The sequence below is a fragment of the Gimesia chilikensis genome, from assembly GCF_008329715.1.
Taxonomy (GTDB): domain Bacteria; phylum Planctomycetota; class Planctomycetia; order Planctomycetales; family Planctomycetaceae; genus Gimesia; species Gimesia chilikensis.
Map to the genome: position 1 here is coordinate 15,697 of NZ_VTSR01000005.1, position 26,376 is coordinate 42,072.

At 52.5% G+C, this 26,376-nt stretch carries 19 protein-coding genes and 1 tRNA gene; 10 read left to right on the forward strand and 10 right to left on the reverse strand.

Features of this window, described 5'->3' with window-relative positions; translation table 11 throughout:
• Positions 1–305: 305 nt before the first annotated feature.
• The 4 genes from FYZ48_RS04300 to FYZ48_RS04315 all read left to right on the forward strand — a co-directional run bounded on the left by FYZ48_RS04300 (position 306) and on the right by FYZ48_RS04315 (position 7,773).
• Positions 306–704: a BlaI/MecI/CopY family transcriptional regulator gene (locus FYZ48_RS04300; RefSeq protein WP_149337897.1), complete on the forward strand. Its 399-nt coding sequence runs from the start codon at positions 306–308 to the stop codon at positions 702–704.
• Positions 701–4,825 (forward strand): M56 family metallopeptidase, encoded by a 4,125-nt coding sequence (locus tag FYZ48_RS04305; RefSeq protein ID WP_149337899.1) that lies wholly within the window; start codon positions 701–703, stop codon positions 4,823–4,825. The genes FYZ48_RS04300 and FYZ48_RS04305 overlap by 4 nt, the downstream gene beginning before the upstream one ends.
• 190 nt (positions 4,826–5,015) lie before the next feature.
• Complete coding sequence (locus tag FYZ48_RS04310) at positions 5,016–6,974, forward strand: CocE/NonD family hydrolase (RefSeq protein ID WP_149337901.1); 1,959 nt, start codon at positions 5,016–5,018, stop codon at positions 6,972–6,974.
• Between the two features lie 73 nt (positions 6,975–7,047).
• Positions 7,048–7,773: an SGNH/GDSL hydrolase family protein gene (locus FYZ48_RS04315; RefSeq protein ID WP_149337903.1), complete on the forward strand. Its 726-nt coding sequence runs from the start codon at positions 7,048–7,050 to the stop codon at positions 7,771–7,773.
• Positions 7,774–7,858: 85 nt separating this feature from the next.
• Here the strand turns inward: FYZ48_RS04315 and FYZ48_RS04320 are convergent.
• From FYZ48_RS04320 to FYZ48_RS04345, 6 genes are all read right to left on the reverse strand, one after another.
• A tRNA-Arg gene (locus FYZ48_RS04320) sits at positions 7,859–7,932 on the reverse strand.
• Between the two features lie 306 nt (positions 7,933–8,238).
• Positions 8,239–8,628, reverse strand: a complete 390-nt coding sequence (locus FYZ48_RS04325) for a hypothetical protein (protein WP_187781865.1) — start codon at positions 8,626–8,628, stop codon at positions 8,239–8,241.
• Positions 8,629–9,117: 489 nt separating this feature from the next.
• Positions 9,118–9,408, reverse strand: a complete 291-nt coding sequence (locus FYZ48_RS04330) for a hypothetical protein (RefSeq protein ID WP_149337905.1) — start codon at positions 9,406–9,408, stop codon at positions 9,118–9,120.
• A 326-nt stretch (positions 9,409–9,734) separates the two neighbouring features.
• A complete protein-coding gene (locus tag FYZ48_RS04335) occupies positions 9,735–10,667 on the reverse strand; it encodes a fumarylacetoacetate hydrolase family protein (RefSeq protein WP_149337907.1) in 933 nt (310 codons plus the stop codon).
• Positions 10,668–10,795: 128 nt separating this feature from the next.
• Positions 10,796–13,048: an ABC transporter permease gene (locus tag FYZ48_RS04340; RefSeq protein ID WP_149337909.1), complete on the reverse strand. Its 2,253-nt coding sequence runs from the start codon at positions 13,046–13,048 to the stop codon at positions 10,796–10,798.
• Entirely contained in the window at positions 13,045–14,178 is a 1,134-nt protein-coding gene (locus FYZ48_RS04345) for an HlyD family secretion protein (RefSeq protein ID WP_149337911.1), read from the reverse strand. The genes FYZ48_RS04340 and FYZ48_RS04345 overlap by 4 nt, the downstream gene beginning before the upstream one ends.
• Positions 14,179–14,724: 546 nt before the next feature.
• On the opposite strand from FYZ48_RS04345, the gene FYZ48_RS04350 reads away from it, so the two are divergent.
• Positions 14,725–15,297: a type II secretion system protein gene (locus FYZ48_RS04350; protein WP_242022380.1), complete on the forward strand. Its 573-nt coding sequence runs from the start codon at positions 14,725–14,727 to the stop codon at positions 15,295–15,297.
• Positions 15,298–15,889: 592 nt separating this feature from the next.
• Positions 15,890–16,624, forward strand: a complete 735-nt coding sequence (locus FYZ48_RS04355; RefSeq protein ID WP_228030224.1) for an OmpA/MotB family protein — start codon at positions 15,890–15,892, stop codon at positions 16,622–16,624.
• Here FYZ48_RS04355 and FYZ48_RS04360 read toward each other — a convergent pair.
• The 3 genes from FYZ48_RS04360 to FYZ48_RS04370 are packed head-to-tail and all read right to left on the reverse strand — an operon-like array spanning position 16,621 to position 20,297.
• Positions 16,621–18,222: a hypothetical protein gene (locus FYZ48_RS04360; protein ID WP_149337916.1), complete on the reverse strand. Its 1,602-nt coding sequence runs from the start codon at positions 18,220–18,222 to the stop codon at positions 16,621–16,623. The genes FYZ48_RS04355 and FYZ48_RS04360 overlap by 4 nt on opposite strands.
• 20 nt (positions 18,223–18,242) lie before the next feature.
• Positions 18,243–18,863 carry a MarC family protein gene (locus tag FYZ48_RS04365; protein WP_149337918.1) on the reverse strand — a complete coding sequence of 207 codons (621 nt, stop codon included), beginning with the start codon at positions 18,861–18,863 and terminating at the stop codon, positions 18,243–18,245.
• Between the two features lie 36 nt (positions 18,864–18,899).
• Positions 18,900–20,297: a sulfatase gene (locus tag FYZ48_RS04370; RefSeq protein WP_198422177.1), complete on the reverse strand. Its 1,398-nt coding sequence runs from the start codon at positions 20,295–20,297 to the stop codon at positions 18,900–18,902.
• A gap of 165 nt (positions 20,298–20,462) precedes the next feature.
• Between FYZ48_RS04370 and FYZ48_RS04375 the strand changes: the two genes are divergently transcribed.
• Positions 20,463–21,449, forward strand: coding sequence for a Gfo/Idh/MocA family protein (locus FYZ48_RS04375; RefSeq protein ID WP_149337920.1), 987 nt, complete (start codon positions 20,463–20,465; stop codon positions 21,447–21,449).
• Between the two features lie 13 nt (positions 21,450–21,462).
• Here the strand turns inward: FYZ48_RS04375 and FYZ48_RS04380 are convergent, their stop codons facing one another.
• On the reverse strand, positions 21,463–22,704 hold the full coding sequence (locus FYZ48_RS04380) for a lactate racemase domain-containing protein (RefSeq protein ID WP_187781866.1): 1,242 nt from the start codon (positions 22,702–22,704) through the stop codon (positions 21,463–21,465).
• Positions 22,705–22,933: 229 nt separating this feature from the next.
• Here FYZ48_RS04380 and FYZ48_RS04385 point away from each other — a divergent pair, with 229 nt between their 5' ends.
• The 3 genes from FYZ48_RS04385 to FYZ48_RS04395 all read left to right on the forward strand — a co-directional run bounded on the left by FYZ48_RS04385 (position 22,934) and on the right by FYZ48_RS04395 (position 26,174).
• Positions 22,934–23,521, forward strand: a complete 588-nt coding sequence (locus tag FYZ48_RS04385) for an RNA polymerase sigma factor (protein ID WP_149337924.1) — start codon at positions 22,934–22,936, stop codon at positions 23,519–23,521.
• A 119-nt stretch (positions 23,522–23,640) separates the two neighbouring features.
• Entirely contained in the window at positions 23,641–24,195 is a 555-nt protein-coding gene (locus tag FYZ48_RS04390; protein WP_149337926.1) for a PspA/IM30 family protein, read from the forward strand.
• 446 nt (positions 24,196–24,641) lie between these two features.
• Positions 24,642–26,174, forward strand: coding sequence for a hypothetical protein (locus tag FYZ48_RS04395; protein WP_149337928.1), 1,533 nt, complete (start codon positions 24,642–24,644; stop codon positions 26,172–26,174).
• Positions 26,175–26,376: the final 202 nt, after the last annotated feature.

Genomic DNA, 26,376 nt, shown 5'->3' on the forward strand with positions numbered 1-26,376 from the left:
TTTCGTTTTGCAAAAGCTGGGAGCAGATCGCAGAAATCTGTTCAAGGAGACAGACCTCGATTCTGTGATCAATCCAGCCTGAGTCCCTTCGAGGATTGGTGGGGAAAGAGATTCCCTCAGTTTTCCCAACTATAGCCCAAAGCCCCCGGTTCTGAACATCAACGCCACCCAATCATCTAATTATTTAGAAGAAAAGATTGACAACCAGCACTCATCGATTAGGATCATCTAATTATTTAGATGTTATTCCGATATCACCGTGTATCAATCCCTTCAAATCTACGTCAAACACAGGACCAATCACCATGGCACGCCCTGGTTCAGAACACCCGACTCAACTGGAACTGGAAATCCTGAAAGTGCTCTGGGACGAATCGCCGCTCCCTGTGCGCGAAGTACGGGCTCGCCTGGAAACTCAGGCACAGCGTCCACTGGCACACAGTTCTGTGATCACGATGCTGAATATCATGTTTGATAAAGGATTTCTCAACCGGGAAAAAGTGGGCAAATCATTTCACTTTTCCCCCAGGGTCCGGAAAGAGGATGTCGCCGGTGGCATCATGAATGATCTGCTGTCACGTCTGTTTGATGGCTCTCCCTCGGCGATGATGTTGAATCTGCTGGAAACCAGCAATGTCGATGCCACCGAGATGACCGAGTTACGCAAACTCATCACACGCAAAGCACGGGAGCAGGAAAAATGAACGACATTTTCTTTCTTCATCCGGACTTCAGTCTCTGGCTCTGTCTGACACTGTTGCATTCGCTGTGGATCTGGACCGTGATCGCACTGTTCGTATGCACTGCGGACTGGTTCATGAAACGCGTCCGCGTCGAAAAGCGTTATGGTTTTCACCTCGCAGCCCTGTTAATCGGTCTGGCCAGTCTGCCGCTCAGTTTTTATTACGTCATGCTTCGTACAACATCCGTCAATTCCACAGTGACTCTGATCTCCGCGCCTCGTTCGACTCCTGTCCCGACTGTGACGCCTGCAGAGAAACCAGGTGACCACACTTTTACGCCTGCTCTCCCCGTGACAGCACCAGCGCCCGACCTTCAATCAAAAGAAACAGCGCAACGGTTCTCTCCCCTGCCCGAGCAACAGGCAGGTTCATTCATTTCTCAGTGGCACTGGAACCGTTACCTGCCCTGGATCGCAGGCGGCTATCTGCTGGGAGTCAGCATCATGCTGTTCCGCCTGTTGCGTTCGATGCTGCAGGTGAACCGCTTGAGCTCACGCGCGATACAAATCACGGAAGGCCCTCTGGTGGAAATCGTCAGCACGCTCGCCTTCCGGTGGTCTCTCAAACTGGCTCCCCGGATTGCAGAAACGAAAGAACTCATCGTGCCGACTGTCGTTGGACTTTTCCGCCCATTGATTCTGCTGCCCACGTCCATGCTGAGTGGCCTCAACCCGGCCGAGCTGGAACTGATTCTGACACACGAACTGGCGCACATCCGACGCTGGGACATGTGGATCAACCTCTTACAGCGTCTGGCGGAGACCATTCTGTTTTTCAACCCCGGTCTCTGGTATATGAATCGCAAAATCAACGTACTGCGTGAGTTCTGTTGTGATGAAATGACCTGCAATCATGAGCCTTGTGATCAGCACGCCCAACGGGTCAACTATGCGAGCGCCTTACTGCGCGTTCTGGAACTGGCACACCCCCAACATCCCCAGACCGCAGATCTGGCTTCCCTAGCCGTCAGTGGTGCCTCACCCTCTGAAGTTCGTCGGCGTGTCGCTCGACTGTTCGGGGAACCATTGTCCGAACCATTCCGGCTGTCCCGAGGTTTCTTCTGGGGCGTATTAACCCTGGCTCTCCTATCGGGCCCCGGTATCTGGGCATTCCAGAAAACGCCGGGAGTTAGAAATTCCACTTCCGATGAATCATCGCTCATCTTCAAAGACACTCAAACAGCACCGGCGGAATTAGAGCTGCTGACACTGGGCACGTATGCAGAGACGCCTCAACACTGGTGGACCAGCGATGGCCGAGCCCTGGACTCAATTCCTTATCAAATTCGAGATACTTCATTACCGCGGGGAAAGAATCAAGTCCAGCGTCAGGTCATCTATCGCTTTCAAGATCTGCCTGAGAATTCGTCGGTGGGCTGTGAATTCTTTCTCCCTCAGGGGGAAGGCGAAAACAAATTTCCGCTCTCCTCTCAAGCCACGACTGTTTTCAATGGCAGGCAACAGCTGGCACCCGATGTATTCGCTTACGTGTTTTCTGTTAATCGTCAGGCAAAAGCAGTCAACCTGCGTTTTAAAGTCGCCAGCGGTTCCTGGGACACCAAGATCAGACTCCCCGCAGATAACACCTATGGAGATCGGGGCCTTTCAGAATCGGGTGGTTCAGGCGAAACGTACCACATGCAGATGTCCGGTCCTTATCAGCAACAGGACCGTATTGTTGTGGTGGCAACGCACGATAACCACGATCGTCAGGTTCGTATCATCGCCGTCGACAAGACAGGGAAAGAACACCGCACCTCACAGTCTGCCAATTCCAGTATCTCCCAGAACAGCTACTTTACATACCGGGCCTATTTCAAGAATCTCAAACTGGAAGATCTCGATCATTTCGAATTCCAGGCACGTCCTTATGAATTCATCGGGATTATTGACGTCCCCTTGAATCCCGTTGAAACAGCCTCCCAAACACCCCCAAAACCTCGAGCCAAAAAAACCGCAGAACGGGTCAAAGTCTCAGGCAATATCCTGCTAGAAGATGGATCTCCTGTTAAATCAAAGGGCCTGCTCCTGCATAGGAGTCCGGGGGTTTATGGAACGGTGGGCCACTTTACAGACACCTTTGAAGGTTTGTTCCCCGAGGGACCTCTGGTACTCTTTTATCATCCCGAGCAATATGCCCCGGTTCGCCTGGATGTCGGGGCCCTGAAAGCGGGCGTTTCCCGCAATGATTTGAAGATGATCCTCAAACCCGGACATGCACATCAGCTCAAAATCCATAATGTGCAGGGGGAGCCGATCCCAGGTGCAACCATTGTGATTCACCCAAACTGGGGAGGCTCAGCAGGTGGACCGAATTATCCCCTGCAGTCAGATGAGCAGGGAAACGTTCAACTGATCCATCTGGCTGACACCGCGTATGATGTCAAAGTCTCAGCCCCCGGATACGAGCCCAGTCAGTCGAAGAAACTTCTCGTCGAAGCAGACGGCACCAGTACGATCACGCTGAAAGCCAGTCAGAAAACGACGGGGCGGATCCTGGATGAAGCGGGACAGCCGGTCGCAGGTGTAAAGCTCTACCTCAAGCATCAGTTTGGCGGCCAGCGTCCCAACGCCTATTCCGGATCTGGCAAAGGCACCTACTGGGGCAGCCCCTTAACGAAGACAGACCAGACGGGTCGGTATGAACTGACAGAGATGACGACGGATGCCCAATACCTGTTTGTCATCGAGGCCCCCGATGGCCGGCGGGGGATTGTACAAAACATCCAGGCAGGACAGGATCAGAAATTTGTGATTCCCGATCGGCGGGACCTGCGCATCACGTTTTCCCAAGAAGTCATTGAAAAGTATTCCATTAAGAATGGTTCGAAAGTCGCCGTTCGCCAGAGAGTCATCTGTGAACCAGAAGACAGGTCGCGGTATATAGAACTGATCGGCGCGGATGTTCCCATCAAGGTCACGGAATCAGGGGGAACAGCCCTGTTCCCGGGTCTCGCTATCGATATTGACCCGGCAGGCAAACCACAGAAAGTGGAAGTCATCCTGCAATATCACAAAGGGCCCAGGCAGGATGTGCAGATCAACCCGAATGGTGAGACCCAAGTGAATTTTGAGCTGGCTCAAAGTGATTCCACTGATGAAGAAACGACAGACGCCCAACCAGCGATTGAGAAATTCCCCGTTGTGATCGCGCAACATCTGATGTTACTCAACGGTCGGCAGCCGATCACCTGGGATGAATTAAACACGAGATTTGCTGAGTTGAAAAATCCTTCGAAAGTACAGCCCACCTTTTACATTACCCGTGGCGCCATGGCTGCCAGGCGAATGGATGAATTTTTAAAATTCAGGAACCGGGTATTACGTAAGGGAATTCAGTTTCATGGGTTCAGCCAGGGGTCTCTTTCAGCTCGGGCTGATTACTACTACGACCACATCCAGACAGAGGCAGACCTGCAACCAGATCCAGCTGATAAACTGACCGGACGGATTGTGGATCTCAATGGCAAACCAGTTACCGATGCCGAAGTTGTATTGATCACTTCCGTGCCCGAATCGATCTCTTATAAGACTTACGAAATGGCTCTGGTTCAGGGACGCATTCGCAATCCGCTCGAGCACAGGATGACTCGTTCAAATTCCCAGGGGGAGTTCACGCTTTACCCGCCGGCAGGAGAGGAATACTACATCATGGCCCTGCACCCGGAACAGGGTTTCAAATTTGACAGTAACGAATCTTTTGCGTCTCAAAACGATATCAAACTCCTGCACTGGTCGGGTCTCAAGGTCAACCTTGCCAAAGTGCCGGAAGAAACCCAGACCGTCAATCTGAGTACCCGCGTTGATGCCCGCGCAGGCTGGCCCGAAATTTCCATCAATCAATATTGGAGCGACCTGCCTGCGGAGGCGCAAAAACAACAGTTCGCCTATCACCACATCCCGCCCATCAATCAGACATTGATCTCTCGCAACTTTCATAACGAGGACGGAAGCAGCATTGGGCTGGCAGGGGTCTCAGTCAGCCTGTTACCAGAAGAAGTACGTGAGATCAGCCTCGGTCCCCTTTCCAAACAGCAGTCACAACAACTGGAATGGATCCGCAATCGCTCAAACGGCAGATAATCAGCTAGCGACCACAGTTCAATTGATGAATCCCAAAGTTCGCCCGCGATATTTTCGGTAGGATCAAGTTGTGATCCACCGTTGGCTCCGCTACGCTTGAGAGAAACAAACTGGAAGCCATCTGTCATCACACAGATCGTTTCTCACTCTCAACCCACACTTGACCTGCCAAACAGGATGGGACTTGAACATGCCAGTGACGCTCCGGCCCTTAACCTACCTCTACCTGTTTTCAAACAGCAGCGTCCCAGACAACAGCGGTAAACTCACACGCCTTTTGGGAACCGTCTGCCTGACGCTGATTATGGGGTTGAGTTCGCTCCCCTCTGTGTCCGCAGCTGAAGCATACGATGTAAAGGTGCTGAAGGATGTGATGGTCCCCATGCGGGATGGCGTCAAGCTGGCCACCGATGTCTATCTGCCAGCCCGGGGAGATGAAGCGGTCTCAGGACCATTCCCCGTGATCCATTTCCGCACCCCCTATGGAAAGACGGGGATGGGCGCCAGCACATCCAGATATTTTGTACGACTGGGCTATGTCGTCGTCGGACAGGATACGCGAGGTCGCGGCCAGTCGGAAGGAATCTGGCACTGGATGAGCGACGACCGGGACGACGGTAATGACGCCATCGAATGGATCGCAAAGCAACCCTGGTCAAACGGCAAGATCGGAATGCTGGGCTGTTCCTACGTGGGTGCAACCCAGCATCTGGCGGCGATGTCCCGCCCGCCACACCTGACTACGATCATCCCCTCCAATCCCTCAATCAACCACGGCATTGGTGCCACGATTTACGGCGGTGCATTCCGCTTGCGGGTCTGGAAATGGGTCATCGGCAATGTCGCCCGCGGTAGTCGTCAGTCGCGTGATCCCGAATTGAAACGGGCACTGGAGGAACAGGCGGCGCAATGGCAGCACTATCTGCTCAATCTGCCTCTCCGCAGGGGAATGACGCCGCTACGAATCGCCCCCGAGTACGAAAACATGCTGATCGAAATGCTGGAACATCGACGGAACGACGAATACTGGCGATTCAGCAACATCATCGAATACGTCGACGAGCACAAAGACATTCCGACCTTGATGGTAGGTGGCTGGTATGACCTCTTCAGCAGTAGCACCACCGAAACATACATGGCTTTGAAGGGCACCAAACAATCGCCAACTCATTTGATCATGGGCCCCTGGAAACACTGTGGACATCGGCAGTCACACGGTCAGGTGGACTTCGGTCCGGATGCTGCTTTGGGCATACTGGCCAGTGAACGTGAGTGGTTTGATCGCTGGCTGAAAGATGCTGATGATGACTTCGGTCAACAGCCCCCTTTTCAAAGTCCGGTGCGTCTGTTCGTGATGGGAACCGGCGATGGCCATAAAACCGACGACGGGAAACTCTTTCACGGAGGTTACTGGCGAAATGAGGCGGACTATCCCCTGCCACAAGCCCGGCCTGTGAAGTTCTATCTGCAACCCGGTGGGATGCTCTCTCCCAATGTCCCCGCACAGGAAACCGCTTCTACCACGTTTGAATTTGATCCGCGTAACCCGGTTCCAACGGTCGGCGGTTGTGTGGTCGGTTCCAATACGCTGATGGTGGATGGTGCCTGGAATCAATGGGGTGGCAAGCACACTTGGAGCTGGCCCGTTTCTCTGCCACTCTCTGCCCGCAACGATGTGCTGGTCTTCATGACGCCTCCGCTGGAGCAGGATGTCGAAGTTGTCGGCCCCATCCGCGTCAAGTTGTGGGCCTCCTCGTCAGCCGTCGACACCGATTTTACAGCCAAACTGATCGACGTGTATCCCTCCAGTTCTGATTTTCCGACGGGCTTTGATCTGATCATGGGAGACGGCATCATCCGAGCCCGCTATCGTGATTCGGATAAAACAGAAACCTTCATGACGCCGGGAGAAACTTACAAGTTCAACATCAAACTCGATCCCTGCGCGAACCGTTTCAAGAAAGGACATCGCATTCGCGTGGACATCTCCAGCAGTAACTTTCCCCGGTTCGATGTGAATCCCAATACGGGAGAACCAGCCAACGACTATCGCCGCAAAGTCACCGCAACCAATACCATCTTTCACGACAGCCAGTATCCCTCGCACATTGTCCTGCCGGTGGTCCCTGTTAAAAATTCACAGGAGTGATTCGTTCCAGGTCTTTCACCTGAGCTCTGTGAAAACAGCTTTTGACAACTTCAAACCAGAGAGATCAATAATCATGTCAGATCAGCGCGCCCGCATCGTTTCGCCTCGACTTTTACTGCTCACGTTCAGTTGCCTTCTCGCCAGCGGAGTCTCGGGAATCGTTGCCGCTGCGGAAGAATCACAGCCCGCAAAGCAGTTCCAGAGAATCCTGTTTCTGGGGAACAGTATCACCCTGCATGGTCCTGCTCCCAAGATTGGCTGGAAGGGCAACTGGGGAATGGCGGCCAGCGGTCCCGAGAAAGACTATGTGCATCTGGTGACCAAAGCACTGACGAAGTCTCCATCCGAAAAACCGCAAACGATGGTGAAAAACATCGCCACGTTTGAAAGAAACTATGCAGACTACAATCTCAAGGAACACCTGCAGGATGCGTTCTCATTCAAACCGGACCTGGTGATCCTCGCGATTGGTGAAAATGTCCCACAGCTGAAATCAGATGCGGAACAGACCCGCTTCAAAAGCAGCGTAGATGAGTTGCTGAAACTGGTGCAGTCAGAGAGCCAGCCCACGATTATTGTCCGCAGCAGCTTCTGGTCTAATCCCGCCAAAGACACGGCATTGAAATCAGCCTGTGCACAGGCCGGCGGCACCTTTGTCGATATCAGCAAACTTGGTAAGAACGAAGCGAATTACGCCCGCGCAGAGCGAAAATTTGAACACGCCGGTGTGGCAGCCCATCCGGGTGACCAGGGAATGCAGGCGATCGCGGATGCCATCGTGAAAGCAGCGAAACCGTAGAACGCCCCCGGAAACGCAAAAGGCCTTCGTCAGAGTGACGAAGGCCTGTCGTTGGTAAGCGATTATCTCAAGAGGAGATAATAAGTACACCCCGCAGGGTTCGAACCTGCAACCTTCGGTTTCGTAAACCGATGCTCTATCCAATTGAGCTAGGGGTGCCCGTCCCGATTGGGAAAGGGTATTTTAGCGAGCCCGTTCTCCGTTTTAAAGCGTTTCGGAAGCTGCATTTGAATCTTTTTGGCAGCTCATCCCCGGTTTTGGGAGTGGAATCGCTCCCACAGTATGCTTTTTGACGGTTTTTCGGGCTCGAATCGAACCATTTGAGGATCGGCGCCTGTTGATATGAGACAGTTTTCAGCCTGATCAGGTTCCCGACCGCGCAAGAAAAAAGGCTCTGTTCCCTGGAAACAGAGCCTGGTCTCACTAAAAGACGGGACTAATCTGAGAGCTTTCTCAGTATCAACCTTAGTGATGGCCGTGATGGTGATGACCACGATGTCCATAACCGCCACGGTATCCACTTCGGTAACCGCTGCGATATCCGCCATAATAGCCGCCCCGGTAGCCGCTACCGCTGTAAATTCCGATCCCGAAGGAAGGACTGCTGTAGTAAAAGCCGCCCGATCCATAGCTGGGATACGAATTATAGTAACCACGGTATCCATAACTGGGATAAGAATAGCCATAGCCACCATAACCGGAATAGCATCCGTGGCCTGCTTCAGCCTGTTGGGTCGGCATCAGTAAAAACGTACCGCCGAGTACCAGTCCCATACACAGTGCCAGCTTCAGTCCTTTACGCTTTTTGGGAGTAGCTGGTTTGCCTGCATCAACCGTATCTGTGCTCTTTTGCATCGTTTCGCTCCTTGGAAAAATGAACCATCTGAGTGTCACAGACGAGTTGGAATCAGCATCCTCGCTATTTGTCTGGCACTCGGTTGCAGAACGGTTGAGAATCCTTCACTCATTACATACTTGTCCGCCTGCTCTGATTCTGAAAATCGCTATAAATGTGCCAAAAACCCAAACTGTAGATAGCCATCCCTAACCTGTTTTTAAATTCAGACTTAGGAAAACAGCTGATTCCGGCACCAGCGGCGGGTCAGAAAAAAGCGTCTCAGTCTTGCAACAGACGAGATCAATCTGATGCCAGTTAACCTGGCCATTCCGGCAGAAACTGCCGATCAAGTGGGTATAAAAAAACAAGCCTCCCATTCAAATGATCGGGCCGAACCAGATGAATGAAAGACTTGAGAATATTTGCCAAATTGAACCTGTCAGACAGGAACCGGCCCGACAAGATCAGCTAATACCTGATCAGGGCGGATCTATTATAAATATGGATTACCATCCATAATAGAAACCGAAACCGGGTGAGTAATAACCGCCCCGGTAACCACGGTACCCACGATAATAACTACCATGGTTATACCTGCGATTATGTCGGCGGTAATGGTTTCGGTATCGATTGTAGGAACGTCGATAATCCCGCCTTGCATGGCGGTAATTTCGTTCAAATTTACGATAGTTGTTACGTGCCCGTTTCCAGGCAGGTGGCCTTGCCTCGGTTGTGTGTGTGGCCCCGAGTAAAAATACACTACTCACGAGCAGGGCGATGGTCAGTGCACGTTTCATGGTCTTGTCTCCTTGATAAGGACCCTGTTGTTGCCTGACTTCATCCCTGTTTGAATGAAACCAGAAGTCAAAAAATCTTTGACTGTCTTATCAGAGGGAAAATGCAATAGCTGTGCCATTTGCGTAGAATTTGACGATCAATCGCCTAAACCATGACAGAGATTCGGCTTAAAGAGAGTTTTTTACTCAAGTCCGTGCAGAGCCACTATTTGAAACCGTTGTAGAATTGAAAAAAGTGTGGTCGAAAAGAGAACAATAAAGCCGCCCACCGGCCAGTCTTGCTGATTGATGGGCGGACAACTCCCGTTCTCTGCAAGAACCTGCATTTAAACAACAGGGTTTTGCAGGACACCAATTCCTTCAATCTCGGCTTGCATCTCATCCCCAGGTTTGAGGAATTTATTCTTCGAGGCACCAACGCCGCTGGGCGTTCCGGTGGAAATAACATCACCCGGTTCCAGTTGTACAAAGCTGGAAATAAATTCAACGATCGCTGCCACGGGAAAGATCATCTCTGCGGTAGACGAATCCTGCTCCACCTCTCCATTGACGGAGAGTTTCATTTTGAGCTGCTGTGGATCTTCAATATCACAGGCCGGAGTGACACAGGGGCCCATCGGGCAGAAGGTATCGTGCCACTTACCGTGTAACCAGTCGAAGAAGCCGTCCTTTTCCCGCTGGGTCCGCTCCGGGTTGGGACGGAACTTGCGGTCGGAGATATCATTGATCACGGTATAGCCGGCCACGTAATCGAGGGCCTCTGCTTCTGAGACTCCCTTACAGGATTTCCCGATCACAATCCCCAGTTCCAGTTCCCAGTCAATATGATCGGGTGAGACAGCAGGAATTTTCACCGGCTGTCCCGGATGAGTGAGAGTCGTCGTTGGAGGCTTCATGAACACATAGGGGAACGTCTTCTGACGCTCTTCGGCTTTGCCGCCCCCTTCTTCGATGTGTTTTGAATAATTCCCAGCCAGAAGCAGCAGCTTGGAAGGCTCAGGCACGGGCACGAGCAACTGCACATCTTCCAGCATGATCGACATCGGAAAGAGTTCTTCATCCATGGACTGCTTCAACTGCTGCTCGATCACCAGGATCATTTCCCGCTGTGCCCCGCCGGGGAGAAAGGGAATCAGTCCCTCAGATTCATCAATCTCGACGCCCGCCAGGTCCGCTGCAGCACTCAGGGGCAGAACGGAATCTTCTGTATAAAAACCGCAGGCAATCTGGTTATCTAACTGATAGCGACACAGTCTCATGGTCTTTCAACTCCTGATCGGGATCTGCAAATCGGTGGGTCAGTCTTGATGACGGAACGAATTCCTGAATGAATCTCTCCCTGTTCATGCTAACGTCTGAGGCAGGAAAGACCAGTTTGCAGGAACGTTTATGTTAGCTGCTTCTGAAATCTCTTTAAACTCACAGCCAGGATGACCACGCAACAGAGACTGAGCCCGGTGACGTACGGGAGCAGATCCGTGATCCCTGCCCCCCGCAGGACAATGCCTCTTAAGATCTCCAGGAAATAAGTTACGGGAATGATGAAGGTAAACAGGTAAATCGGCAGCGGCATCTGGGAACGGGGGAACATGAATCCCGAAAGCAGCACCGAAGGCAGCATGATCAGAAACGCAAACTGCACCGCCTGCAACTGCGTCTGCGCGATGGTGGAGACCAGCATCCCCAGCCCGAGGCCACAAATCAGGAACAGCAGCGAAAGTGTCAGCAGTTCCCAGAGATTACCATGTATCGGCACGCCGAACAGGAAGACCATCACCGTCAACACAATCAGGGTTTCCACAAATCCGATCATCGCATAGGGGACCAGTTTTCCCAGCATCAAACCGGACTTGCTGACCGGCGTCACAAACAGCTGCTCCAGGGTCCCCAGTTCCCGTTCGCGGACGATGGCAAACGAAGTCAGGAACAGGGTCACCAGTTGCAGAATAATTCCAACCAGACCAGGCACGAAGAAATGTGAGCTATCCAGATCCGGGTTGTAGAGCAACCGCGGTCGGATCTCCACCGGGAGCGCGACCTTCCCTTCGGCATCGCGAGAGGGCACAACATTCAGTGTCTCGGCAAACTGTTTTGTAATGTTGGTCGAGAAATTAAACCCGAGCAGGCTGGAAGCATTGAGCGCCGTCGTTGCGACCTGGGAATCGCTGCCATCAATTAATACCTGAACCGAGACCTGCTCCCCCTTGAGCAGACGATCGGAATAATCGGGCGGAATGACAACCCCCACCTTGGCCCTGCCAGACTCGAAGGCACGACGGAAGGCATCATGATCATAAACGCGTTCAATGATCATAAAAGTACGTGTGTTCGCGAACGCCTCGCGGAGCTCGCGCGCACTGGAGCGACCGTCCAGATCAAAGATGACCGTCGGTATGTTTTCAATCTGGGTGTCGATCGCAAAGCCGAAGATCAGGGTCTGTAATACCGGGACGGCAAAGGCGAACAGCAGCGTCGACGGTTCACGTCTGATATGCGAAAATTCCTTAACCAGAATGGCCCAGAACCCCGCCAGCAGCTTCTGCCTGAAATGGGGCGTCTGCTTGCTGCGGGCTTTAGTATCACCTGATAATTTCTCTGGAGCATGTTGTGGCTCAGTCAGCGCGTCACTCGTCTCTGTCTGTGGTGCGGATGACTGGGGTGTGGTTGCCTCCGGTACACTCTCCGTGCTAGCTTCTTCGTCATGATTCAATCCCTCCGCCCGGCTCAGGGTCACAAACACATCTTCGAGTGAAGGTGTGATTGGTCTGACTTGAACGATGCCCTGCGATTCTGGAATGCGGTTAATGAAATCGTGTTCTGTCAGACTCTGATCCGCGAGCACATGAATTGTTTGACCAAACAGAGTGGCGTCGTGCACCCCGTCCATTTCGCGATAGGTACCCAACCATGTCGCTGGATGAGGAATATCGATTTCCCAGCGCGCCGATCCGGGGGGAGTCACGCTGGATAACTGTTTCAGCTCTTCCGGCTTACCACAGACAATCAGTCGCGAATTATAAATATAGCCCACATCGCTGCAACGTTCGGCTTCATCCATGTAATGTGTGGTCACAAACAGGGTCACCCCCTGCCCCGCCAGTTCAAAGAGCAGGTCCCACAAATCGCGGCGGGCAACCGGGTCAATCCCAGCCGTCGGTTCATCCAGAAACAGCAATTCCGGTTCATGAATCAGAGCACAGCCCAGAGCCAGACGCTGCTTCCAACCTCCGGATAAATTCCCCGCCAGCTGATCCAGTCGGTCTCCCAGAGAAGTCAACTCAATGATCTCCTCAAACCGCTGTTCCAGTTTCTCGGGACTCAATCCGTAGATTCGACCGTAGAATTCGATGTTCTCCCGGACGCTCAAGTCGGCATAGAGACTGAAGCTTTGAGACATGTAGCCAATCCGGCGTTTGATCAGCTCGGCTTCGGTACTCACGTCATATCCCAGAACCTGTGCTCCGCCGCCCGTTGGTTCCAGAACGCCACACAACATGCGGATGATCGTAGACTTACCGCTGCCATTCGGTCCCAGCAGGCCGAAGATCGCTCCCCGTTCAACTTCAAAGCTCACCTGATCAACGGCCCGCAGAGTACCAAAGTCACGCGTCAGCTGAGCAAGCTGAATCACCGAGTTCATGAGCGGTCTCCCCGTTGATCCAGCCAGACATCAGCCGCCATCCCGGGACGGAGCAGGCGTTCTTCATTCTGCAGCCTGACTTTCACGCGAAAGACCTGCTTGGACCGCTCTTCGGGTGTCTGCACGTTACGAGGTACAAACTCAGCCTGACGAGAAACGAATGAAATGACACCTTCGAAGCTGCGATCCGGATAACTGTCGATGGTGACCTTAACCCGCTGATCAATGCGAATATCCAGATGGTTTTCAGGAACGTAACAACGAACCCAGAGGTGATTCAGATCCAGTATGGAAATGACCGGCGAGTTGCTTCCCACCAGATCACCCGGTTCCAGGTCGACCGCTTCGACGACCCCGTCCGCAGGCGAAATGATTTTCAGCTCGCTAATCTGCTTTTCAATTGTCTGCAGGGTTGCTTCTGTTTTTTTCACTGCCGCCGCCGCCTGTTCGATATCTTCCCGGCGACTTCCGTTTTTCATCAACTGCCAGGCATCCTCTGCCTGCTTCAGTCCTGCCCGTGCTGCGTCGATCTCCTCTTTGCGGGTCCCCTCTTTGAGCAGTTCCAGTGCCTGCTCTTTGACCGATTTTCTGGCGGCTGCCACCTGGAATTCCGTGTTGGCGGTATCCAGTTCGTCCTGGGAAGCGGTTTTTTCAGCAAACAGAGTTTCAATGCGGGCCTGCTGCGCCTGCGCCAGTCGAAACTGGGCATCGGCCAGTCTGAGTTCAGCGACGGCGGTTTCAATTTCCTGGGGGCGTGGTCCATTCACCAGCTGTGTGAGATGCGCTTTAAGCTGATCGACCTTTGCAGCCGCTTCAGCGATTTCCTCCGGGCGAAAGCCGGCTACGAGTTTACTGTGGTATGCCTTCGCTTCCGCCAGGGCCGCTTCGGCCTCGGCCTTTCGTTCCAGCAGATCATATGGCTCCAGTTCAATCAGCAGTTCCCCCCTGCTGACCTGTCGTCCCTCTTCAATCAGAACCTGTTTGACTCTCCCCCCCACTCGGGAACCGGGTCGAATATCATCCGCCTCAATGAACCCGGAGACCTTTAAGGGCTCATAGCGATTCTGGCTCATGACGAGGGCCAGGATCAGAATCACTCCCAATCCAATCAGTCCCAGAATTTTCTTCAATGCTCTATCCTTGTTTGAAAGTATGAACAGGTCTGGCAGGTAGATCGCATTATATACATTTAAGTCCAATTCATCTTAGCGGGCCTTTAGAGAATTCCAAAGGAACGCCGGGAATCGCATCAGTTCCCCTGGATCAAACATCACATCCGCATTTTCAGGCATCACATCAGTACCAACTAATATCCGAAGCGATACTCCCCCCGTTGCTGCTTAAGAATCGGGCAGCTCTCGATGGTGACTGCGGGAGTTTGATGATTCAAAAAATAAATTCCTCTTAACACACCAGATCTGCAGTCGTCTTATCTCTTTTAATTTATTGAGGATAGAGCCTCAGACAATGTTGTTTTTTCGGACGAAAACAGATTTGGCACATCATTCGCTTAAGTACCAAATCACAATAATCATCAAACAGAAACAATCCCTTAAACATGTGCCCTTATAAACCCGGGCGTTAAGAGTTTGTGCTCGTAACTGTTTGTTGAGCATGTTGTGGTTTTCGTTAAATAAGGAGAGATGATGAGGACATCATCATCTAAGAAAAGAGGAATGAGAAGAGGATTCACACTAATCGAATTGATGGTCGCTATCGCAACGATAGCTGTTCTGATCGCACTACTTTTACCAGAGATTCAGAAGGCACAGGATGCCTCCCTGCAAAGTAAACAGAAATCGGGCCCCTATTGGGTATACCGCGAATACGAATACGCGGGTGGTCCGGTAATCACCGAAATTTCGGGAACCTATAAACACTCCCTCCAGGAAATCCTGGACATGTACGCTATCAATCTGAAACAACAGCAGAAAGCTCATGCAGATGAACTGATGGCCGAAGAAACAGGTGAAGAGCCTGTATCTGCTCCAAAAGTAGTTGCCCTGGCATCTGCTCCCACTCAGGACATCACAGAAGTCAATGACACTGTGCCACATGATCCTAATCTGGTCGAATACGATCACGTAGAGATGACCAAAGAGGAAAAGATTGAGAAAGCAAAACGAGCTTTAAAGAACTTTAAATATGATCTGTCTCAGAACACCGCCTCACTGGTCGCACGCCGGAATCTGGCAGAAGCGATCGAGCTGCTGAAGCAGGATCTGAAACGCCTGGAAGCTGAACCCTAAGCCGGGAATTAGCTTTCGCCATACAATGAAGACACTCTCCTGAAAACAGGTGGAGCTTGATTTGAGCGTCAAGTTTCACCTGTTTTTCTTTATTAATGGTCTGACTGCCGCGACTTACGAAGATCCATTTTTTGTAGATCTTTCAAACTGGAAAAATGCGATCTTTTTTAGGAAAGTTGGTCTTGGCAGAAAAAATCAATCGCATTATAAATCCGCCTCTGCTGACTTCTGAATGAGTAAAACTCTCTCACTTCACTTTACTGATTCAGGCCTTCAGCGGGACACGTCCCCACGTGTCATATCTCAAAACCTACCACCCCATCAAAATTGATTTTTTTCCATTCATCTTTCCTTGAATCAGCTTGGCTTTTCCGGGAACTGTGATGCGTCGACCGATGTTTTCGATCCCCGGATCAATTTCACATCGCCTCGATGAATCGCGCTCTGGCAAATGTGATTCTATTCAGAGATCGATAAAGGAGCACTTAAGATGCCCATCTTCGTACGGGTATGCCTGCTTAGCGCAGTAACTTTATTCAGCATCACTCAGGTCGGTTGCCATCGCGGGCCAAACGCGCAGGTACGGCAGAGCATGTATCGCTCACAGCAACTCTATGATCAGAACATGGAGTTGGCCATGCAGCGTGATCAGTTCCAGCAGTCTGCATCTCTGTTGCAGCAGGAACGCGATCAGCTGGCCATGCGGGCGCAGACGCTGGAATCGAACCTCAACATTGCTAATAAGCGGCTCGACAATCTGAATGCAGAACGTTCAGAAATGCAACAGCGTTATGTCAGTCTCATGAAGCAGGCCAAAGGACAGCCCAGCCCACTGGATGGCGAAGCCACTCGTCGCTTCCAGGAACTGGCTGATAAATATCCTGACTTCGAATTCGATCCGCATACTGGCGTCAGTAAATTCCATTCTGACATCCTGTTTTCCTCAGGTAGCGATCAGCTCAAACCTTCGGCCAGAGAGATCCTCAACCAGTTTGCAGCCATCATGAACGATGGGAATGCGAAACGTCTGAACGTTCTGGTTGTCGGTCATACCGATGACAAACCGATCTCCAAAGCAGCCACACAGCGACATCATCCGACCAACTGGCACCTGTCTACCAACCGAGCTAACTCAGTCGTCCTCTCACTCTCGAAATTTGGAGTCAAGCAGGAACGCATGGGAGCCGCCGGTTACAGTATGTTCCAGCCGGTCGTACCGAATGCCAACGATTCCGCCCGGCAGAAAAACCGCCGTGTTGAGATCTTTGTGCTCGCTCCGGATGCCGTCGTTGCCGGCTGGGATCCGAATCCGACACTGTTAAACTAGTCGGCCCTTTCCGACGCTCCAAATCTTTGATGACTTCCCGGTAATGGCTCACCATGTGACTGGATGGTGAGCCAGCCGATGACTCCGCACATTAGCGGAACAGCCAAAGCAACTCCCACCCTGGTCCACAATTTGAACGACCAGCGTGTATCTTCAGCCGGCCAGAAGTCGCTCGGTAGAATCTGATCCGCTTCCAGAGCTCCTACGACCAGCATCGTACAGAGCGCACCTGTGATCCAGAACGAGATCTGTACGACAAATACCGCCTGACTCTCCAGTCGTGGCAGGTTCCCACAGAAATCTCCTGCGAGCGACATCCAGAGGATCAGCAGGAAGAGCCATTGTGCCCGCCCCAGGTTTGATCTGGGAATGAGAGCCAGCTGATGCCCCCTCGCCTGACAGATCGCTGAGCCAACTGCCACCGAAAGCAGAATTCCCACGATCAGAAACCAGAACATACCGGAAAGCCCGGCAAATTCGTCTGGCACCCAGCCCGCCTCCTGCCAGCGAAACACATTTTTATGCAGGTTCTTCCAGGGTAATACGATCAGCAGAAAGATCAAACCGATGAAGTTCATTCCCCTGGATTCCACATCTTCCCGAGGCGCTGCCAAAGCGATGATGGGCCGTGGTTGCCCATTCTCTCCCTGATCCGATCCTGAAGCGGTCTGTTGCCGTGCGAAAGTTTGTGCACCCCAGCCGATCCCGGCCCCCATAATCAGCCCGAACAGCTGCTCCATCCATTTCCAGTAATCCAGCCCCTGTAACACGGGCCAGGCACCGATGATCGACCACTGGGCTCTCCCCAGCATGTTCACAAAGTCCCCCAGCAGAAAACCAAGCCCTCCACACAGGAAGCCATAGCCACACCAGCGCAGAGCGGCCCGATTCTGTTGTTGCCTGAGTTCATATATCAGAGCCAATAAGACACCGACACAGCCGGCCCAGTTATCCCCTCGGGGCGGCGTCATGCGGAGTCCCAGCACGAGTGTCAGTAGAAAAAAACCGAGCAACCAACCGGTCGCCAGCCGCAGCATCAAACCACAGGGGGCGTGAAAGTCCGAGCGAGCGCGGTAGAGCATCAAACTGACCAGAGCAGCGGACCCGGCAGCCACCCAGTCCACATCATACGGGTTCCAGAGTTCGAACAGCCAGGAGGTCAAACCGCTGAAGTCCAGTGCCAGCCAGAAGAGCCACAGAAAGACCAGCGGAACCGTAAAACGCTCCAGCTCGGATCGCTTCAGGGTAATCGAGAGCGCCAGTATTCCGGCACCAATGCCTCCCCAGAGTGCTCCAATCAGAAACAGGCTGGCGTAGCCATAGACGACATCCGGAAGTTCCATTCCCGCGGTATAGCCGATCACGCGACCATAACTCATCTGTCCGCCGAACGACCAGCCGATCGCCCCGAGGAATGCCATCAGAGTGGACCGCTGCCACCATTCGGGCCTGTGCGAAGTAAGACAGACGGCCAGAGCGACCAGTGCTCCCGGGACCATCGCCCCGGCTTCATGTCCGTAATTCCCACGAAAGCCCCAGCCAACGGACATGGCCAGCGCGGGTAACAGAATCTGGCTGCAATGCTGCGCGGATCGCATACATCCCCCCAAATCTCTGATTACAGAGCAAAGTAGCTTTTGATTCCACTCAATACGCTGTCGACGGCCACTGAGGCCAGAATGAGCCCACTGATCCGGCTCACAATACTCGCCCCGGCATCACCAATCGCTTTCTGTATTGGTCCGGCCAGTAAGAGAAACCCGTAGGTAATGATCAGGACAGCCAGCATTGTAACCGTAGCGAGAAGCTGTTCGCCTACATGAAACCGGTGATTGTCCGTGATCAGCACCACTGCCATCATTGCTCCGGGAGAAGCAATCGAAGGAATCGCCAGTGGAAAAACCGCTTTATTCTGGTGATAGTTCGCACGATTCGATTCTTCGATCTCCGCCTCCGGCTTACTCTCACCAAAGATCATCGTCAGGGCAAACAGAAACAGGACCAACCCACCGGCAATCTGAAATGCGGCGAGGGGAATATCCAACTGCTCCAGCAACAGCTGACCGCCGACAATAAACAGAATCAGTACGAGTGCCGCAGTAATGATGGCACGCAACGCGATTTTACGTTGCACCGCTCTACTGGTCCCCGTAGTCACGGCGATAAAAACCGGAATACTCCCCACAGGATCGATAACCGCCCAGAGGTAGATAAAATCCTTGAGAATGTTTTCCCACATGAGAGGCTGCTGTCTTTCCTGTTACCCGGGGTCGAGTCAGTTATCCTGTTGATAGTGCGGGTTGGGTTCGGAAGGAATCGCCGCTTTGACCTGTTTCTGCCAGCGATGCAGTTCGTTTGTGAGAACTGCTGCTTTTTCCGGCTGGCTGTTAATCAGGTTCATAGTTTCGCCGATGTCACTGCGGGTGTTATATAGCTCCCGATGCCCGTCTTCAAAAAACTCGAGCAGCTTCCAGTCTCCCTGTCGGATGACCGAGACTGGCGTTGTACGAAATCGCTGCTGCATGCCCTGGTATTTTTGCAGATAAGCCGGAAAGTGCCAGAACAGAGACCGTTTTTTCAGGCTGCTTTGTGGATCTTTCAACAGGGGGACCAGACTTTCGCCGTCTAACGGATAATCTTGCGGAACCGGAATCTCCGTCAGATCCAGAAAAGTCGGGTAGAGATCCAGATTGATCACTGGTTCTTCACTGGAGCTTCCCGCCTGTGTCACGCCGGGCCACTTAATCAGCAGCGGTACACGGATGCCGCCCTCATACAACATCCCTTTGGAACCGCGGAGAGGTTTCATCGTGGTCGCGGGACCATAACCACCATTGTCCGAAGTGAAGACGACGACCGTGTTCTCTTCCAAGTTTTGTTCTTTCAGAGCCTGAAGAACACGACCGATACTGTCATCCATGCTTTTCACCATCGCCGCATAAGTTGTATGCTGATGCAGCTTGCCTGCAGGTTTGTCTTCAAAATGTTTCTTATATTCCTCTTTGGCCTGCAGTGGTGTGTGCACAGCATAATGTGTGAGGTACAGGAAAAAGGGAGATTCTGCGTTGTCTTTAATGAAGTTGCAGGCTTCAGCGGTCAGTCGATCTGTCAGGAATTCCCCTGGATCACCATTGGAGAGTTGCGGATTGCGATAGGGACTGAAGTAACCACCCCGCGGGCTACCCGACTGATTCCCGGCAATATTCACCTGAAATCCCTGAGAACGCGGTGACTTCCCGAGATGCCACTTGCCGATGCTGGCACACTGGTAACCTGCTTGAGAAAGTGTCTCTGCAATTGTCACAAATCGATCTGCGAGTACGACATTATTTTTAGCGGGTATGAGCTTGCGATAGCGGTCATTACCGCGTGCCGGATCGCCGACCGTGTAAACGCCATGTCGCGGCGTGTATTGTCCTGACATCAGACAGGCTCGACTCGGTGCACAGTTCGGCGCTGCTGCATAAGCCGAAGAGAATCGCATTGATTCCTGTGCAAGCTGGTCGATATGGGGTGTTTCGTAGAAGTCGCTCCCCATGTAGCCGACGTCACGCCAGCCCAGGTCGTCGATAAAAAATAAAACTATATTCGGTCTCTCAGGAGCAGCAAAGAGCGGCGTGAGCAGACCAGGCATCCAGCAGAACAGGCAGGCAAGAACCAGCGGGCGAAGCATCGGATTTCCTTCCCGGACGAAGATCAAAATGAATGGTTTTTCCTACGACAATGGTTTAGGATTGAAGCAGATTTATTCTAAACCCCCGGCGAACGGATGTCATTCCTTTAGCTGGCAATTCGAACCAGATATGGAATCACTCGCTTACAGCCCGAAGGAACCAGCATGGTAGACAAGATCAAAGTCGGACAGATCGGTGTCGGACACCCTCATGCCGGCGGTAAAATGCAGGCCCTTCGCAAGTCGGCCGACTATGAAGTCGTAGGCGTCGTAGAACCCGACCCACAACTTCGCAAGTATGCAGAATCGACGGGTATTTACCAGGGGCTCCCGTTTCTGACGGAAGAGCAACTGCTCAATATCGATGGTCTGCAGGCGGTCGCCGTGGAAACCGAGGTCCCCGATCTCTTGAGTACTGCGGAAACCTGCATCCAGGCGGGCAAACACATCCATCTCGATAAACCGGCTGGACTTTCACTACCCCACTTCAAACGAATTCTGGATCAGGCCGCCCAGAAACACCTGCTGCTGCAGATGGGTTATATGTATCGCTACAATCCCGGCGTGGTGCTGCTGCGAGATCTTCTGCAGAAAGGCTGGCTGGGCGAACCGTTTGAAGTACACACGGTCATCAGCAAGAAGATGGATTCCGCCAGTCGAACTAAACTCGAACCCCAGCCGGGAGGAATGATGTTTGAACTGGGATGCCATGTGATCGACCTGGTCGTGCAGATTCTGGGCCGCCCCGACAGCGTCACTGCGTTCTCACAGCATGCTTCTCAAATCGACGATCAACTGCAGGACAACATGCTGGCTGTGTTTCAATATCCCCGGGCACTGGCCACGGTGAAATCGAGCTGTAATGAAGTGGATGGTTTCAATCGACGTCACATTCTTGTCTGTGGTTCCGCAGGCACTTATCATCTCCAACCATTCGCACGACCGACGGCAAAACTGACTCTCGAGAAAGCCAAAGGCAAGTACAAAAAAGGGGCACAGGAAATCTCTTTCGACGGATATACCCGTTACCAGGATGATGTGGCAGACATGGCTCGAATCATCCGACGCGAAAAAGATATGGACTTTTCTTATCAGCATGATCTGGACGTGCAGGAAACTGTTCTTAAATCGGCCAGCCTGCCGATCACCTGAGTTGCAGATCCACTCAGTCCCGCTTGAGTTGACCGTAGGTATGCTGCGCAGAAGCGATCACGGTGACAGTCTCGTCGGTCTGCAGCAGGCGGCGGATCTCTGCTTCGTCTTCCAGGGGGATGATAAACAGATCCTCGACCCGGTCGCTGTCCGCCTGGCTTAACAGACAGACCAGCGCCCAGTCACCCGCCAGCGCCAGTTGGGTCGCAGCCACCAGATCCAACGGCAGTTTGTCACGGAGTGGTTTGATCGCATCCAGTGGTTCATGACAACTGGCCAGCAACTGCATGCCCTCACCAAAGTCAGCGTCGATTTGAGTCAGTAACACAACGCGACCATCCTGAGTCACCAGATTGCGGGCGGTCTCCAGGACGCTTCCCAGTTGATTCCACTGGTGCCCCGCTGGACCACTCTCTATAGCAACCAGGATCATCTCGGCTTTATATTCCGGTTCGACGCGCCAGACACGATCGAGCAGTTCCTTGCCTTTTCGAAATGCAGCTTCCAGGCTGCCAAATATAATGTCCGCAGCCTGTTGACCGCCGGCGGGAATGACCTGCAGGCTGTATTGCAATCCCAGCATCCAGCCCACTTCATCGATCAACTGCCGCAGGGGCCGACTGTCGGACGGAGTCAGCTCACGGTGCGACTGCCCTCGACTTCTAACGATTGCTTCCATCGAGGAGAAGCCGGGGTACAGCGAACTGCCACCCCCCGCATATCCGATGAGCGGATCGTAGCCGACTTTTTCGATCGGCAGAATGAAATCCGCTTCCAGCAGATGGCGGGAGAGGTAAATACGTTCGCCTCCTGTCGACGTGCCCAGATATCCGAGATCGTCTTGAGACTCAGGGTTGTGAACGACCCAGTTCGCCTGTTGCTGCAATTCGTCTGACACAGAGTTCTGAAGTTCCGATGCCCCGCCCTCAACATCAACGGAGGCCTGCAGAATCGTCAGATCTTCGATCGAAATTCCACATTTTAAAAGATACGCCCAGACGGCTTCGATGATGACTCCGGCTTCCGGTGCCTGCGGATCAACCAGAATGGTAATTTTATCTCCCGGTACAATGGCCAGATTGAGAGGCGGGAGTTCCAGCGGGCTGTTTAATGCCTGCTGCATCTTCTGCTTCACATCGGACAATGGTTCGGGTGACTGATGGTAGCAGATGACTCTTTCGGACGGGATTTCACATTGGAAATCCCCAGTCTGACCATATTTCAGTTCAATTTTGACAGTATCCGTGAGCGACACAACTTGATCCTGACTGACGCAACAACACTGGCTGATCCGATATGACGCGTCGAATCAGGGATTCTGGTTGTTGATTTAAGTGAAATCGGGTGACACACTGAAATGTTAGCGGTTTAGAGGTGAATTCTACAGGAATTGTGATCACAATATTAGAATAACATTGCAGATTGCGGTTCAGGAACCCGACCAGTTTCTTGAACAGCACCTGTTTTTTTCCGGAAAGGTCATCATGACAGAAGACGATCAATTAATGATTCGAATTCAAAGTGGTGACCAGCGCGCCTTCGATGAACTGGTGGAAAAATATCAGGGCCCCCTGATTGGATTTTTTTTCCGAAACACCCGCGACTCCCAGCTCTCTGAAGACCTGTCCCAGGAAACGCTGCTGCGGGTCTACAACCAGTCGTGGGATTACCTGCCTCAGGGACGGTTCCGGGGCTGGATGTATCGAGTGGCCCGTAATCTGATGATCGACAGCATCCGCCGACAGTCCCATGATGCCCTGATCAAAGCGTATACAGGAAAAAAACAGGACGAAGATGATTCTTTGAACCGACTGGCCAGCGAGGTCGTCTCGCCGGAAGAGAAGGCAAATATCAAGGAATTAGCGTTGATTGTAGATGAACTGCTGGGAACAATTCCTGAAGACCAGCGACTGACCTTCACACTGCATCATTATTCCGAACTGACCCTGTATGAGGTCGCGGACGTCATGGAAACGAACCTGGCCACGGCCAAAAGTCGTCTGCGGCTGGCTCGCGAGAAACTGCGGGAAAAACTGAAACTGATGGGCGTCACTGGCCCGCAACAAAATTAAGAAATCACGAACTTTAAAAAGATATGAACCCACCGGCAACCGATTGCGTTGGTGTGAGCGGGCCTGGGAAATCGCATCCATTTTCATCAATTAACTGAAACAGTACGGAGAAGAGGGGAATGAGCTATTTCAGCCGGCTCACTGATATTGTGACCTGTAATCTGACTCATCTGCTGGAAAACGCAGACGATCCCATTCAGGAAATCGAGCAGATCATAGCCGAAATGAAAGAAGGCCTCGCGGGCGCTAACCGCAGCGTGAAAACTGCGACCTCCAACGAACGGGCGATTCAACAGGAACTGGAAGAACATCAGCAGCAGATCTTTCAATGGAAAGAGGCAGCCAAGAATGCCCTGGCGCTGGGTGATGAAGCGGAAGCACGCAACTCCCTGGTCCGAAAACAGGAGATCGAAGATCTCAAAGCCGGCCTGGAACAGCAGCACCGGGCAGCAGTCGCAACCCGCGAACATTTGACAACCACGCTGCACGCGCTGGAAGCCAGACTGGCCGAAGCCCGACGTAAGCAGGTGGAACTGACACAGCAGGCAGGAATCAGCAACGCTCCCACCGAGGAAGTCACTGAGGCTCCGGAACCGGAATCGACGGTCACTCCCTCCCGCTCGGAGCAGATCGACTCAGAACTGGCTGAATTAAAGCGGGAACTGGGACAATAACAACAGGCCCCGTTCGCTGGCCCGGATTCGCGGTAAACTCCTCGATTTCGGCAGGCATCACAAATCCGGCATAACCAGTTAAACTGGTTAGATTTAGGATAACCGAACCACCTTCAATCTGGACAGATGGTTCGAATGAGAAATTGTTTCTGAAGAAACCGCCAATCAGCAAGAAGGTACTTGCAACAGACCGGTTCTCATTTAGAATAAAAATAGATAAATAAAGGGGTTCGGAAGGTTTGAGCCTTGAACCGTCACTATCAGCCATGAGGTTGGAGCGACCGGTGCGGCTGGCATTATTCACCGAACCCGTATCTTCTTCGCCAAGGCATTCGTCTACCGTTTTTCAGGTTTAATCGGACTGAAATTCCCGAGACAATTGTCCGATGACGAATAACACAACTTCATTTCTCAATTTACATCATTGATGTCGGAGTCGCGCCACCATGGCCAAAAAGTACCTGAACCTCGAAGAAGCAGCAGCGCAGCTGGGCATGGAAACTGAAGAACTCAACCGCCTGCGGGAAGCGGGCGACATTAGAGGCTTTGCCGACCGGGGTGCATGGAAGTTCCGTCTGGAAGATATCGAAGAACTGGGGCGAACCCGGCAGGCAGATTCAGATCCCGCCATTCCCCTGTATACCGAAGATGCGGACCTGGAAGACGACGACCTGTTCGACTCCGGAATTCTGGATGAAGAAGAAATCTCCGCTGAATCAGACAGCGTTATCGATGAAGATGAAGTCGGTGAGCAGGCAACTGTGATTCGGGGCAGTGTCCATGACGATGATGATGAGCCAGTCGAATTAAGCAGCTCTGACAGCGATGTACGTCTGGTGGTCGATGAAGGCGATGATCTGCAACTCGACAGCGAACCCGAACTGGTTGCCGTCGGCGAAGACTCAGACAGCGATGTTCGCCTGACCGACGATTCGGGCATCGACATGAGCAGTGACAGCGATGTGAAGCTCGTCGACGCCGATGCGGAACAGGACGAGGAACTCATGGATCTGGACCTGGGAAGTGACAGCGATGTGAAACTCGTTGCTGACGACTCCAGTCCGATGGGTAGCGAAAGCGACGTCGCCCTGGTAGGCAATGACGACCTGGAACTGGTCAGTGACAGTGATGTCGCTCTGGTTTCAGATCAAGGCGATGATTCTTCCATCCTGGCCGAAGACAGTGGCATCTCTCTGGCGTCGGACAGTGGTATCTCCCTGGCCGGCCCGCTGGACAGTGGAATCTCCCTCGAAGCAGCCGATGAAAGCGGAATCTCACTGGGAGGAGATGATGAGAGTGGCCTTTCTCTGGCCGATGATGAAAGTGGCATCTCACTGGAAGACGATACAGGCAGTGATATCTCGATTACAGCCGATAGTGGAATCTCACTCGAGCCGTTCGATGCCGAAGAGACCAACCCCATGATGGCATCTGGCGCGAGCAAAGATGCGACCATGGAAATTCCCGCGCTGGATGATGACGACGATAGCAGCTTCGACCTGTCTGCCGATGATTCGAACGCGGATACCAGCGTACTGATGCTGGATGATGAAGGCAGTGCCGGTGGATCTTCCGGATCCGTCATTCTGGACTCCGATGAAGATGGTGAATCCGGCATCTTTGATGAAGACGACGACTTCGCCAGCGACGACGGCATGTCAGATGTCTTTGATGAAGACGAAGATGACTTCGATGACATCTACGACGCTGACGACGACGACTTTGACGATTCATTCCAGAGTGGAGAAAGCCACGCCGAGTTTGTAGCACCCGCTTCCTTTGCCGGTGGACGTGGTGGTGCGATGGCCGCTCCCGAACCGGAGTGGGGGGTTGGCACCTTCGTCGCCCTGGGCTTCTCAACAGTGCTGATGTGTCTGTGCGGCGTCATGATGTATGACCTGGTTCGCACGATGTGGCACTACGACGATCCGTCCACATTCAGCTCGGCTCTGCTGGATACTTTCGGCGGCTTGTTCTAAGCTCGCAATCACACATGTGACATACATATACAGACCGCAGGTCACAGTTACCCTGCGGTCTGTTTTTATGCGCAGTTAAAGCTGCAAAGATAAAAACTTCCCCCTTCTCAGGAGATCAATCCGGTCTGGGTGGGAATCAGGTCAGCCAGATCGATATAATCAGATCTGGTAAGTTTCAAATCGCATCATTCGTTTTCAATAC

Excerpts from the sequence above, each read along its gene's own strand:
- FYZ48_RS04300 (WP_149337897.1), top strand. The coding sequence starts at position 306 with ATGGCACGCCCTGGTTCAGAACACCCGACTCAACTGGAACTGGAAATC.
- FYZ48_RS04305 (WP_149337899.1), top strand. The coding sequence starts at position 701 with ATGAACGACATTTTCTTTCTTCATCCGGACTTCAGTCTCTGGCTCTGT.
- FYZ48_RS04310 (WP_149337901.1), top strand. The coding sequence starts at position 5,016 with ATGCCAGTGACGCTCCGGCCCTTAACCTACCTCTACCTGTTTTCAAAC.
- FYZ48_RS04315 (WP_149337903.1), top strand. The coding sequence starts at position 7,048 with ATGTCAGATCAGCGCGCCCGCATCGTTTCGCCTCGACTTTTACTGCTC.
- FYZ48_RS04325 (WP_187781865.1), bottom strand. The coding sequence starts at position 8,628 with ATGCAAAAGAGCACAGATACGGTTGATGCAGGCAAACCAGCTACTCCC.
- FYZ48_RS04330 (WP_149337905.1), bottom strand. The coding sequence starts at position 9,408 with ATGAAACGTGCACTGACCATCGCCCTGCTCGTGAGTAGTGTATTTTTA.
- FYZ48_RS04335 (WP_149337907.1), bottom strand. The coding sequence starts at position 10,667 with ATGAGACTGTGTCGCTATCAGTTAGATAACCAGATTGCCTGCGGTTTT.
- FYZ48_RS04340 (WP_149337909.1), bottom strand. The coding sequence starts at position 13,048 with ATGAACTCGGTGATTCAGCTTGCTCAGCTGACGCGTGACTTTGGTACT.
- FYZ48_RS04350 (WP_242022380.1), top strand. The coding sequence starts at position 14,725 with ATGAGAAGAGGATTCACACTAATCGAATTGATGGTCGCTATCGCAACG.
- FYZ48_RS04355 (WP_228030224.1), top strand. The coding sequence starts at position 15,890 with ATGTATCGCTCACAGCAACTCTATGATCAGAACATGGAGTTGGCCATG.
- FYZ48_RS04360 (WP_149337916.1), bottom strand. The coding sequence starts at position 18,222 with ATGCGATCCGCGCAGCATTGCAGCCAGATTCTGTTACCCGCGCTGGCC.
- FYZ48_RS04365 (WP_149337918.1), bottom strand. The coding sequence starts at position 18,863 with ATGTGGGAAAACATTCTCAAGGATTTTATCTACCTCTGGGCGGTTATC.
- FYZ48_RS04370 (WP_198422177.1), bottom strand. The coding sequence starts at position 20,297 with ATGCTTCGCCCGCTGGTTCTTGCCTGCCTGTTCTGCTGGATGCCTGGT.
- FYZ48_RS04375 (WP_149337920.1), top strand. The coding sequence starts at position 20,463 with ATGGTAGACAAGATCAAAGTCGGACAGATCGGTGTCGGACACCCTCAT.
- FYZ48_RS04385 (WP_149337924.1), top strand. The coding sequence starts at position 22,934 with ATGACAGAAGACGATCAATTAATGATTCGAATTCAAAGTGGTGACCAG.
- FYZ48_RS04390 (WP_149337926.1), top strand. The coding sequence starts at position 23,641 with ATGAGCTATTTCAGCCGGCTCACTGATATTGTGACCTGTAATCTGACT.
- FYZ48_RS04395 (WP_149337928.1), top strand. The coding sequence starts at position 24,642 with ATGGCCAAAAAGTACCTGAACCTCGAAGAAGCAGCAGCGCAGCTGGGC.